This is a genomic window from Caballeronia arationis (assembly GCF_001544975.2).
GTDB lineage: Bacteria > Pseudomonadota > Gammaproteobacteria > Burkholderiales > Burkholderiaceae > Caballeronia > Caballeronia arationis.
The window spans coordinates 142621-154274 of sequence record NZ_FCOG02000008.1 but is presented as its reverse complement, the minus strand read 5'-3'; the positions used below and the strand labels follow the sequence as shown (position 1 = coordinate 154274).

14 protein-coding genes are annotated in these 11654 nt (G+C 63.1%); 9 read left to right on the top strand and 5 right to left on the bottom strand.

The features are described 5' to 3' along the window. Nucleotides 1–669, top strand: a 669-nt coding sequence (locus AWB81_RS07315; protein WP_144444087.1) for an acyl-CoA dehydrogenase C-terminal domain-containing protein, incomplete at its 5' end; no start/stop codon positions are given. Nucleotides 670–745: 76 nt separating this feature from the next. Here the strand turns inward: AWB81_RS07315 and AWB81_RS07310 are convergent. Further along, nucleotides 746–2038, bottom strand: a complete 1293-nt coding sequence (locus AWB81_RS07310) for a D-amino acid dehydrogenase (RefSeq protein ID WP_062633677.1) — start codon at nt 2036–2038, stop codon at nt 746–748. 152 nt (nt 2039–2190) lie between these two features. Here AWB81_RS07310 and AWB81_RS07305 point away from each other — a divergent pair, with 152 nt between their 5' ends. Both AWB81_RS07305 and AWB81_RS07300 read left to right on the top strand, forming a co-directional pair. After that, complete coding sequence (locus AWB81_RS07305; protein ID WP_062633675.1) at nt 2191–2679, top strand: Lrp/AsnC ligand binding domain-containing protein; 489 nt, start codon at nt 2191–2193, stop codon at nt 2677–2679. A gap of 68 nt (nt 2680–2747) precedes the next feature. Further along, entirely contained in the window at nt 2748–3896 is a 1149-nt protein-coding gene (locus AWB81_RS07300; RefSeq protein WP_062633673.1) for a PA0069 family radical SAM protein, read from the top strand. 7 nt (nt 3897–3903) lie between these two features. Here AWB81_RS07300 and AWB81_RS07295 read toward each other — a convergent pair whose 3' ends face one another. Next, nucleotides 3904–4407, bottom strand: a complete 504-nt coding sequence (locus AWB81_RS07295) for a TM2 domain-containing protein (protein WP_062633671.1) — start codon at nt 4405–4407, stop codon at nt 3904–3906. A gap of 309 nt (nt 4408–4716) precedes the next feature. Here AWB81_RS07295 and rpsP point away from each other — a divergent pair, with 309 nt between their 5' ends. From rpsP to AWB81_RS07265, 6 genes are all read left to right on the top strand, one after another. Further along, nucleotides 4717–4971 (top strand): 30S ribosomal protein S16, encoded by a 255-nt coding sequence (gene rpsP, locus AWB81_RS07290; protein WP_062633669.1) that lies wholly within the window; start codon nt 4717–4719, stop codon nt 4969–4971. A gap of 97 nt (nt 4972–5068) precedes the next feature. Then, on the top strand, nt 5069–5797 hold the full coding sequence (gene rimM, locus AWB81_RS07285) for a ribosome maturation factor RimM (protein WP_062633667.1): 729 nt from the start codon (nt 5069–5071) through the stop codon (nt 5795–5797). A 30-nt stretch (nt 5798–5827) separates the two neighbouring features. Continuing rightward, a complete protein-coding gene (gene trmD, locus AWB81_RS07280) occupies nt 5828–6598 on the top strand; it encodes a tRNA (guanosine(37)-N1)-methyltransferase TrmD (protein WP_062633665.1) in 771 nt (256 codons plus the stop codon). A gap of 142 nt (nt 6599–6740) precedes the next feature. Then, a complete protein-coding gene (gene rplS, locus AWB81_RS07275) occupies nt 6741–7127 on the top strand; it encodes a 50S ribosomal protein L19 (RefSeq protein WP_062633663.1) in 387 nt (128 codons plus the stop codon). An 88-nt stretch (nt 7128–7215) separates the two neighbouring features. Next, nucleotides 7216–7917 carry a CoA pyrophosphatase gene (locus AWB81_RS07270; protein WP_087134845.1) on the top strand — a complete coding sequence of 234 codons (702 nt, stop codon included), beginning with the start codon at nt 7216–7218 and terminating at the stop codon, nt 7915–7917. Nucleotides 7918–8041: 124 nt separating this feature from the next. After that, nucleotides 8042–8980, top strand: a complete 939-nt coding sequence (locus AWB81_RS07265) for a CobD/CbiB family protein (RefSeq protein WP_062633661.1) — start codon at nt 8042–8044, stop codon at nt 8978–8980. Nucleotides 8981–8992: 12 nt separating this feature from the next. Here the strand turns inward: AWB81_RS07265 and AWB81_RS07260 are convergent, their stop codons facing one another. From AWB81_RS07260 to AWB81_RS07250, 3 genes are read right to left on the bottom strand one after another with little or no spacing between them, the layout of a single operon-like run. Beyond that, nucleotides 8993–9316, bottom strand: a complete 324-nt coding sequence (locus AWB81_RS07260) for a putative signal transducing protein (protein WP_062633659.1) — start codon at nt 9314–9316, stop codon at nt 8993–8995. A gap of 28 nt (nt 9317–9344) precedes the next feature. Beyond that, the gene (rsgA, locus tag AWB81_RS07255; RefSeq protein WP_062633657.1) at nt 9345–10277 is read right to left on the bottom strand and encodes a ribosome small subunit-dependent GTPase A; all 933 of its coding nucleotides are present in this window, start codon (nt 10275–10277) and stop codon (nt 9345–9347) included. Beyond that, nucleotides 10274–11542, bottom strand: coding sequence for a M48 family metallopeptidase (locus tag AWB81_RS07250; RefSeq protein WP_062633655.1), 1269 nt, complete (start codon nt 11540–11542; stop codon nt 10274–10276). Before AWB81_RS07250 ends, rsgA begins: the two co-directional genes overlap by 4 nt. Nucleotides 11543–11654: the final 112 nt, after the last annotated feature.

Below are 11654 nucleotides of genomic sequence, written 5' to 3'. Positions count from 1 at the left end.
CATCCGGACGAGAAGGTACGCGCGAACCATCAGGCAATCTACGAATTCCTGGTTCCGATCGTGAAGGGCTGGAGCACGGAAATGTCGATTGATGTCGCGAGCCTCGGCGTGCAGGTGCATGGCGGCATGGGCTTCATCGAAGAAACGGGCGCTGCGCAGTATTACCGCGACGCGCGCATCCTGACGATCTACGAAGGCACGACCGCGATCCAGGCAAACGACCTGATCGGCCGCAAGACGGTTCGCGACGGCGGCGCGACCGCGCAGGTATTGCTCGCGCAGGTCGACGAGACCATCGCGGCGCTCGCGGAACGCGACGGTCAGCCGTTCAAATCGATGCATCGCCATCTGAGCGCGGGCAGCCTGTCGCTTGCGCGGGCGGTCGAGTTCGTCGTCGCGAAGGTGAAGAGCGACCCGAACGCCGTGTTCGCCAGCAGCGTGCCGTATCTGAAACTCGCGGGCATTGTGCTGTCGGGCTGGCAGATGGCGCGTGCATTGCTCGTCGCGAGCGAGAAGCGCGGCGAGGACGAAGCGTTCTACGGCGCTAAGATCGCGACCGCGCAGTTTTTTGCGGAACACGTGCTGACGCTTGCGCCGGGCATCGAAGCGTCGATCGTCAGCGCGAACGGCGAGCAGGGGATTCTGGCATTGCACGAAGATCAGTTTTGACGGTCATCGCGACGTCAACGAAAAACGGCGCCCTCGGGCGCCGTTTCAGTTTCATCGCGTCTGGGAACGCGCCGCGTCATGCCCCTGCGTATGACGGCCGCGTGTTCACGCGCGTGTCGCCGAAGTAGCGATGCACCGACAGGTCATCCGACTGGATCGCCGGCTGCTTGCCCGACATCAGGTCGGCGAGCAACTGGCCCGAGCCGCACGACATCGTCCAGCCGAGCGTGCCGTGTCCCGTGTTGAGGAACAGGTTCGGCACCGGCGTCCGTCCGACGATAGGCGTGCCGTCCGGCGTCATCGGGCGCAGGCCCGTCCAGAACGATGCCTTCGATGTGTCGCCGCCGCCGGGGAACAGGTCGTTCACGCACATTTCGAGCGTCTCGCGGCGCGCTTGCTTGAGCGATTTCTCATAACCGACGATTTCAGCCATCCCGCCGACGCGAATCCGGTCGTCGAAACGGGTGATCGCGATCTTGTAGGTCTCGTCGAGCACAGTCGAAACGGGCGCGGCGTTCGTATTGACGATCGGCGCGGTGATCGAATAGCCCTTGAGCGGATAGACAGGAATCTTCACGAGGTCGCCCAGCAGCTTCGTCGAATACGAGCCGAGCGCCACGACATACGAATCACCGCGTACGAGTTCGCTGCCGCACTGCACGCCCGCAATGCGGCCGTTCGCCATGGCGAGCGCGTCGACCGGCGTGTTGTAGCGGAACTTCACGCCGAGCGCTTCGGCCATCGCGGCAAGGCGCGTGGTGAACTTCTGGCAGTCGCCGGTTTCGTCGTTCGGCAGGCGCAGGCCGCCCGTCAGCTTGTGCGACACGGCGGCGAGCGCGGGCTCGGCCTTGAACAGATCGGCAGGCGACAGCAGTTCGAACGGCACGTTCGCTTCCTTCAGCACGGCGATGTCTTTCGCGGCGCCGTCTAGTTGCTGCTGGGTGCGGAACACTTGCAACGTGCCGCCGGTGCGTCCTTCGTACTGGATGCCGGTATCGGCGCGCAGGGCCTGCAGGCAGTCGCGGCTGTATTCAGCGAGGCGCACCATGCGGCCCTTGTTGACCGTGTAGCGATCCTGCGTACAGTTCTGCAGCATCTTCCACATCCACTGCAACTGGAACGCGGTTCCGTCGAGCCGGATGGCGAGCGGCGCGTGCTTCTCGAACATCCACTTGACGGCCTTGAGCGGCACGCCTGGTGCCGCCCACGGCGATGCGTATCCCGGCGAAATCTGGCCGGCATTGGCGAAACTCGTTTCGAGGGCGGGGCCGGCTTCGCGGTCGATGACCGTGACTTCGTGGCCCGCGCGAGCGAGGTAATAGGCGCTCGTGACGCCGACGACGCCGCTTCCCAGAATGACGATTCGCATGAGTTCTCCGTGAGATTTCGATGGTCGTCACTCGCGCGCTTTCGAAAGAGGAATCGAAGCCAGGATTGACGGTTGGTCTAGTGTTATCGCCTATACTATTGATCAAACTCTAGTTTTTGTTATTGTATTTGCTCGATTTTCAGTAAAAACACATGAGAACTCAGCGAAATCCAGTTCGCACGCTCGACAAGCTCGATCACAAGATCCTCAACCTGCTCCAGCAGGACGGCCGCATGGCGATGAAGGACCTCGCGGAGCGCGTTGGACTGTCGGTGACGCCGTGCATCGAGCGCGTCAAGCGCATGGAGCGCGACAACGTGATCACGGGCTACTACGCTCGCGTGAATCCGGCCGAGTTGGGCGCGGCGCTCCTGGTTTTCGTCGAGATCACGCTCGACCACAAGAGCGGCAACATGTTCGAGCAATTTCGCCGCGAGGTGCAGCGCATTCCCGAAGTGCTCGAATGCCATCTCGTCTCGGGCGATTTCGACTATCTGATCAAGGCGCGCATCGGCGAAATGGCCGATTACCGGAAACTGCTCGGCGACATCCTGCTGCAATTACCGGGCGCAGTGCAGTCGAAAAGCTACGTGGTGATGGAGGAGATCAAGGAGACGCTGACGATCCTCGTCGACGTCTGATTCTGCTTGCGATTGGTCCGTGATACTGTATATTTATACAGTATCACAACGCTTCATGGCCAGCCGCAATGTCTCCCGACGATCCCCCCGACGACCTCGAATTCCCAGTCGCGCCGCCGGCGCCGCTCAAGGGGCGGGGCGCGGTCACCAATCTGCAGGGGCGCTACGAGAGAGACGAGCGCGAGCGCATCGACGATGGCTGGCTGCACACCGATGCAGAAGATGGCAGCGGCTCGCCCGTTCTGCGCACGCAGGTTTTCGAAGAGCGCGCGAAGAGCATCCTTACGCGCAACTCGTCGCCGGATATCCCGTTTTCCGTTTCGCTAAATCCGTATCGCGGCTGCGAGCACGGCTGCATCTACTGTTTCGCCCGGCCGACGCACAGTTACCTGGGGCTTTCGCCCGGTCTCGACTTCGAGAGCCGCATTTATGCCAAGGTCAACGCGGGCGAACTGCTCGAACGGGAGTTGTCGAAGCCGTCTTATGAGCCGGAACCGATCGCGCTCGGCGTGAATACCGACGCGTATCAACCCGTCGAGCGCGATTTGCGTCTCACGCGCCGGGTGATCGAAATTCTTCATGAGCGCGGGCATCCGTTCGCGGCGATCACGAAGTCTTCGCTAATCGAGCGCGACATCGACCTGCTCGCGCCGATGGCCCAACGCGGACAAGTGATGGCAGCCATCACCGTGACGACGCTCGATGCCGATATCGCGCGCACGCTGGAGCCGCGCGCGGCAACGCCGTCGCGGCGACTGCGCACGATTCGCACGTTGAGCGAGGCGGGCATTCCGGTGGGCGTCAGCATCGCGCCCGTGATTCCGTTCGTGACGGAGCCGGATATGGAGCGTGTGCTGGAGGCTTGCGCCGAGGCGGGTGCGACGAGCGCGAGCTATATCGTGCTGCGTCTGCCGTGGGAGGTCGCGCCGCTTTTCAAGGATTGGCTGGCGGCGCATTTTCCGGATCGCGCGGATCGTGTGATGAGCCGTGTGCGCGACATGCGTGGCGGCAAGGACTACGACTCCAGTTTCGCGACGCGGATGAAAGGCGAAGGACTATGGGCCGACATGCTGAAACAGCGATTCCAGAAAGCGACGAAGCGCCTCGGCCTGAACGCGCGGCAGCGCGGGATTCTCGACATGTCGGGGTTCCACCGGCCGGACGCGTCGAGCGCGCGCGGCAAGGCGGCCGATAGCGTCCAGTTGAAGCTTTTCTGAGCCGGCGTTACTGCGAAAGGGCCTTCGCTGCTTGCACCTGGCCTTCGAAATAGGTCTGAAACGTCAGCGCGAGCCCCGTCATCAGGAGAAATGCGCCGATCAGCAGCGAAAACATCACGACGAAGATCACCGTCCAGCCCGAGCGGCTGTGCCGGCCCGTGTTCGCGTTGAACTGCGCGTCCCATCTCGCGTCGGGGCGCAGACCGTAGACGATCGCGGAGAGAAACGCGGCAAGCAGCGAGACGGCGCCGGGGAAGACGAGCACCCAGCCGAGCAGCGACGCGCGCTCCGTCGAGGCCAGCAACATATAGCCGAACGCGCCGAGCACGATGCCAACGATATGCGCCCAGCCGAACTTGTCGCGCATTCCATATAGATAGAAGCGATGCGCGCCGATGCTGCCCAGCAGAAAGGCGAGGGCGGCGGTCAGCGTTTTCGAGCGGAAGCGTTCGGTGGGCCGGTTGGACGTGCTGGAGGTGGGCGGTTTGGTAGCGGAAGACGAGGGATTCATCGGCGATGGGTGAAAGCGGTGGACCTGAGGCGAAGGCGCGCAGACCTGCCGCGCGCCCGACGCCGCATTCTACGCCCCCGTACAGGCTCGCCGCCAAGCAGGCTCCCCGAGATCCGCCGCCAGGATGGTCTGGCGCGCTAGAATTCATGTCTGGCCGCGTTCGCCGAAGACGATAATTTGCCGGCTTCTCTGGCACTTGCGGCTGGCGCCATCTCGATTTATCCGGTTAAGTGTTTGTTAAGGCTCCGCTTTCCCGCTATAATCGCGTGTTTTGGTAGTTCCGAACCCCGGTTTTTCAAGGATTTCAGCATGGTCATCATCCGCTTGGCTCGTGGCGGCTCGAAGAAGCGCCCCTTTTACAACATCGTTGCAACCGATTCGCGTAGCCGCCGTGACGGCCGCTTCATCGAGCGCGTAGGTTTCTACAACCCGGTCGCCACCAAGGGCGAAGCGCTTCGCATCGCGCAAGACCGCCTGACTTACTGGCAAGGCGTTGGCGCGCAACTGTCGCCGACCGTCGAGCGTCTGGTCAAGCAATCGCAACAAGCTCAACCGGCTGCCTGAGTGAAAGTCGACGGTGACGTATGCCGCCAACCGGCGCGCATCGTCCGGTCGATATTCGCTGCCGAGGTTCGGTTGAAGTTTGCTCGAGAGGTCGTCGATGTCCGCGCGTGATTCGGGTTCCGGTCAGGCGCATGATGTGCGTCCGGAAGCAAAGCCCGAGCAAAAAGATGTTGCCACGTTCGGTGCGTTCGTCCGCAAGCCGGGCGCACGTCGCGTGGCCGCTGACGCTTCTGGCGAGGATGCGCAAAATGCGCAATCCGCCGCCATCGAGCCGGTCGAAACCCTGCCGGACGATGCGATCGAAGTCGGTGCAATCGTCGATGCTTACGGCCTGAAGGGCTGGGTCAAAGTGGTGCCGCACGCAAACGCGGGGCACGGCGGAGACGCGATGCTTTCGGCGAAACGCTGGTGGCTCGTGAAGGGTCGCGACCTGACGTCGGCGCGGTGCATGCAGTCGAAGGTGCATAGCGATACCATCGTCGCGCGGCTTTCCGGCTGCGATGACCGCGACGCGGCGCTTGCACTGCGCGGCCATACGGTGCATATACCGCGTGGAGACTTCCCGCAGCTTGCTGACAAAGACGAATTCTACTGGGTCGACCTGATCGGCCTGGATGTCGAGAACGAGGCGGGCGTGGCTCTGGGCCGCGTCGCCGACATGATCGACAACGGCGCGCATTCCATCATGCGCATCGAGTATCCGGCTACCTCGAAAGACGGCAAGCCGGTCAACGGCGAACGGCTGATTCCGTTCGTCGGTGTGTACGTCAAAACGGTAGATCAGGCGGCGAAGAAAATCGTCGTCGACTGGGACGCCGACTATTAAATCTGTCATGAACAGCAAGGGGAGAGAGCGATGCAGTTCGATGTCGTGACGCTCTTCCCCGAAATGTTTCGCGCGCTGACCGACTGGGGAATCACCAGCCGGGCGGTGAAGCAGGAACGGTTCGGTCTGCGCACGTGGAATCCGCGCGATTTCACCACCGACAACTATCGGACCGTCGACGATCGTCCGTATGGCGGCGGTCCGGGCATGGTCATGCTGGCGCGGCCGCTCGAAGACGCGATCGCCGCAGCGAAAGCCGCGCAGGCAGAACAGGGCGTCGCGACTACGCGGGTGGTGATGATGTCGCCGCAAGGCGCGACGCTCGATCACGATCGCGTAATGCGGTTCGCGCAGGAGCCCGGGCTCGTGTTGCTGTGCGGGCGTTACGAAGCGATCGACCAGCGCCTGATCGAGCGAGTCGTCGACGAGGAAGTCAGTCTCGGCGACTTCGTGCTGTCCGGCGGCGAACTGCCGGCGATGGCGCTGATGGACGCAGTCGTGCGGCAGCTTCCGGGCGTGCTGAACGACTCGCAGTCGGCGGTGCAGGACAGTTTCGTCGATGTGCTGCTCGATTGTCCGCATTACACGCGGCCAGAAGAATACGAAGGCATGCGCGTACCGGATGTGCTGCTCGGCGGCCATCACAAGGAAATCGAGGCGTGGCGGCGGCGCGAGTCGCTGAAGAACACGCTGGAAAAGCGCCCCGATCTGATCGCGCGGGCGCGCAGGAACAAGATGTTGAGCCGTGCCGACGAGGCATGGCTCGCAAGTCTCGCGAAAGAGGCATCGAAGGCGCAATAGGCAATTCGCGCTTTCGGCCGATCGAACGAGGCGTCAAGGCGGCGCCGGCCATTCGTGAACGGCGTCAGATGTGAACCCATCCTCTACCGAGGCCACGCGAAGCGGGCACACAACTTCGGCAAGATGGCACCAGGAGTCAGTAATGAATCTGATTGAACAACTCGAGAAGGAAGAAATCGCGCGCGCACTCGGCGATAAGTCCATCCCCGAATTCGCCCCCGGCGATACGGTCATCGTCAGCGTCAACGTGGTCGAAGGTACGCGCAAGCGTGTCCAGGCTTACGAAGGCGTGGTGATCGCAAAGCGCAACCGCGGTCTCAACTCGAATTTCATCGTCCGCAAGATTTCGTCGGGCGAAGGCGTCGAGCGTACCTTCCAGACGTACTCGCCGCTGCTCGCGAGCATCGTCGTGAAGCGTCGCGGTGACGTGCGTCGTGCAAAGCTGTACTACCTGCGCGAGCGCTCGGGCAAGTCGGCTCGAATCAAGGAAAAGCTGGTCTCGAAGGACCGTGCTGCTTCCAAGGAATAAGAGCTGCGCTACCCAAAAAAAGCACCCATCCGGGTGCTTTTTTCTTTGATGTGTTCAAATTGGTTTTCCGCCTCGATTCTTTCCCTCCGTGTCCGCCAGCAAGCAATCGACTCCGCGCATCCTCGAGCCCGAACTTCTGCCCGTCGTTTCGACCGGCGCGAATCTGCCGCCCATTCCCGCCGCGCGGCTGACGCCCGACGGCCTGCGCGCGCGCTTCAAGGAGACGCTCGACTGGTCGCAGGAACCGCCCGAAGCGCGGATCAAGGCGATCGGGGGCGATCCGCGCGTGGCGTCGGTGCTGGTGGCGCTCGTCGTGCGTGATCAGGGGTTGTCGGTGCTGCTCACCCAGCGCGCCGATCATCTCTCGGACCACGCCGGACAGATCAGCTTTCCCGGAGGCCGCCGCGAGCCGGAAGACGCCAATGCGGCCGCAACCGCCTTGCGCGAGGCGCACGAGGAAGTCGGGCTCGCGCCGGAACGCGTGGAAGTTCTCGGCGCGATGCCCGATTACCTGACGGGCACGGGTTTTCGCGTGACGCCGGTCGTCGCGCTGGTTCATCCGCCGTTTACGCTTACGGCCGACACGCTCGAAGTCGCCGATATCTTCGAAGTCCCGCTCGCTTTCCTGATGAACCCGGCCCACCACGAAGTGCGGCTCTTTAAGTGGGAAGGCGGCGAGCGTCGTTTTTTTGCGATGCCCTACGTCGCGAGCGAAAAGAAGGCTCCGTATTTCATCTGGGGCGCAACGGCCGGTATGTTACGTAATTTCTATCGTTTCCTCGCGGCTTGAGCGATCACGAGCGCGTGAGGCAAAGTCATCGTTTATTGCGCGAAATGCTTAGCGCGCTAAACGCGTGCGGCGCTGTGCTATCGTTACGCGAAATTCGTAAAACTCGAATGTCTCGGCGCATCGCATGACTTTTTTCTCCGTATTGCTGGCCCTCATCATCGAGCAGGTGCGCGCGCTTTCGCCGCACAATCCCGTATCGGCGCTGCTCAAATATCATGCGGAATCCACGGCGCACGGGTTCGATGCCGGCAAGCCCAAACACGGCATCCTCGCGTGGCTGGTGGTCGTGCTGCCGTGGACGCTGGCCGTCGGGCTCATCTATTACGTGCTGTACCGGATCAACTTCGCGCTCGCGTTCCTGTGGAACGTGGTGATCGTGTACTTCACGCTCGGTTTCCGGCAGTTCAGCCACTACTTCACCGATATCCATCTCGCGCTCAATAACGACGACGTGCCGCGCGCCCGCGAAGTGCTCGCGGAGTGGACCGGCCTCGACACCGTCGACATGCCGGTGAGCGAAATCGTGCGGCATACGCTGGTCTATGCGGTCGTGGCGTCGCACCGGCATGTGTTCGGCGTGTTTTTCTGGTTCCTGATTCCGATCGGTCCGGCCGGCGCGGTGTTCTACCGCATCACCGAATATCTGGCCCGCTCGTGGGCGACGCCGAGCGAAGAGCGCTCGGTCGCGTTCACGACGTTTGCGAAGCAGGCGTTTTTTGTCATCGACTGGGTGCCGGCGCGGTTGACCGCGCTTGGGTTCGCAATCGTCGGCAATTTTGAGGATGCGATCTACGCGTGGCGCAATCACGCGAAGCAGTGGCCCGATGCGAACGAAGGCGTGCTGCTCGCTGCCGGAAGCGGGGCGCTCGGTGCGCGACTGGCCGGGCCGCTGGCCGAGCCTTTGAGCGTCGAGGCGCTGGCGGTCGGGGATGCAAGCCCGTTGCCCGTCGGCGACGACTGCACGCCGCGCACGCTGCAATCGGCTGTCGGGCTCGTGTGGCGCGCCGTGATCCTGTGGATGCTGCTCTTGCTCATGCTTACCATCGCGGTGTGGCTCGCCTGAGGCTTCTGGCAATCAATCGTCGAGCGGATTGCGCGCCGTGCCGCACTGCCAGCACACGGTGAACTGAGCTTCCAGCGTTTCCCCGCAATTCGCGCAACGCCACGGCCGCGCGTCCGACGCCGGCCCGTTTTTCGCGCGCTCCAGAATCCGCAGCGCGAGCGTTTCATCGCGATCGTCGACGATCCAGATCTCCGGCGCGCACTGGTCCGCTGGAATTTCCCCCAACGCGCCATTCAGATAGCGGTTGTGCAATTCGCACGGCACGCCCGCGGTCGCAAGCACGTTCACCCAATGCTGGGCCGTAATCAGGTTCGGCGCGCGCGTGAGCCGTTTCATGCCGAGGCGCCGTCACAAAAGCACGCCGTCATCGCACGATCTGGCTGGCTTCGTGCACGAGTTGCGCATAGAGCGCGTGTCGCTCCGGCCTGATCTTGCCGTCATCGACGGCTTCCAGAATCGCGCAGCCCGGCTCGTGCAGATGATGGCAGTTGTAGAAGCGGCATTTGCCGAGAAATGGCCGGAAATCGGCGAAGGCGCGCTCCAGCTGTCCTTCCGACAGGTGATGCAGCCCGAACTCCTGGAACCCCGGCGAATCGATCAGCGAGCCGCCGCCCGGCAGCGGATAGAGGCGCGTGAACGTGGTCGTGTGGCGGCCGCTGTTGAGCGCCGTCGAGATTTCGCGCGTCGCGGCTTCGGCTTCCGGCACGAGAATGTTCACGAGCGTCGATTTGCCCATGCCCGACTGGCCGAGCAGGATCGTCGCGCGTTCTTTCAGGCGCGCATCGAGTTGCGGATGCACGGCGCCGGGCGCGACTTTCGCCGAAAGCTCGACCACCGTATAGCCAAGGTCCCGATATGGCGCGAGCCGCTCGCGCGCGAGCGGCAACGCCGCTTCGACGTCGATCTTGTTCAGCACGATCAGCGGCTCGAGTCCGTGCGCCTCGGCGGAGATCAGCGCGCGCCCGAGCAGGTCCTCGCTGAAATGCGGTTCGGTCGCGAGCACGATCAGCAACTGGTCGAGATTCGCCGCGAAGAGCTTCGACTTGAACTGATCGGATCGATAGAGGAGGTTGCGCCGCTCGCCGATCTCGACGATCACGCCCTGATCCGCGGACGACTGCTCGTAGATAACCCGGTCGCCGACTGCGACTTCGCTTTTCTTGCCGCGCGGGAAGCACTGGAGCATCGCGCCGCCTTCGGCGGGCGCGACGAGATAATGCCGCCCGTGTGCCGCGATCACTGTTCCTTCGATGCGCGCACCGGACGTGCGCGTCGTTTTGCCGGCGCGCGCCGTCATGCGGCGTGCTGCATCAGGCGGTCGATCCGCTGAGAGGCCGGCGGATGCGAGTAATAAAACGCGGTGTAAAGCGGGTCGGGCGTGAGCGTCGACGCGTTGTCTTCGTACAGCTTCACGAGGGCGTTGACGAGATCCTTGGGATCGGTCTGGCTGGCCGCGAACGCGTCGGCTTCGAATTCGTGCTTGCGCGAGCTGAGGCTGCCGAGCGGCGTCACGAAGAACATGAACACCGGCAGCGCGAGCATGAAGAGCACGAGTGCGAGCCCGTCATTGCTGCCGACGAGCGACGGCCGCACGCCCAGGCCCTCGTAGAACCACACGGTCTGCGCGAGCCAGCCGAGCAGCGCGAGCATCGCGAGGCTGATCGCGAACATGACGACCAGCAGTTTCAGCACGTGGCGCCGCTTGAAGTGCCCGAGTTCATGCGCGAGCACTGCCTCGATTTCGCTACCGTTGAGGCGCGCGAGCAGGGTGTCGAAGAAGACGATGCGCTTCGCCGCGCCGAAGCCCGTGAAATAGGCGTTGCCGTGCGCGGAGCGGCGGCTGCCGTCCATCACGAAGAGGCCCTTCGCCGCGAAGCCGGTGCGCGACATCAGGTTTTCGATGCGCGCGCGCAGCGCTTCGTCCTTCAGCGGCTCGAACTTGTTGAACAGCGGTGCGATGAAGGTCGGATAAATGATCATCGCGAGCAGCTGGAACGCGACCCACACGATCCACGTCCAGAGCCACCAAAGCGGGCCCGCGCGATTCATGAGCCACAACGTGACGAAAAGCAGCGGCAGGCCGATCGCGATGCCGAGCAGCACGCCCTTCACGAGATCGACGAAAAAGAGTTTCTTCGACATCCGGTTGAAGCCGAACTTCTCTTCGACGACGAAATGACGGATGTAGTCGAACGGCAGGTCGACGAGGCTCGTGATCGCGATCACCGACGCCACGAGCGCGATCTGCCCCAGGTAGCCGCGGCCGATCCAGCCGCTGATCGCGAGATCGAGCTGCTGCACGCCGCCAAGCAGCGTCAGCGCGACGAGCACGGCCGCGCTCACGACGACTTCGATCATCGTGAGGCGGGTGCGCTCGACGGTGTAGTCGGCGGCGCGCTGGTGCGCGGCGAGCGCGATCGTGCCGGTGAACTGCTGTGGCACCTGGTTGCGGTTCGCCGCGACATGCCGGATCTGGCGCGAGGCCAGCCAGAGCTTGGTTCCGACCATCGCGACGAGCGCGACGACGAACACCACCGAGACCATGAGATTGAGATTGGACATCCGGGGATTCCGATTGAACTATGCGAGAATTATAGGTTCTTGGCCGCGCCGGCGCCGGTAATGAGCGCACGCGCGACCGTCGCTTTTCGCCTCGGCGCCAGCATACACGCGA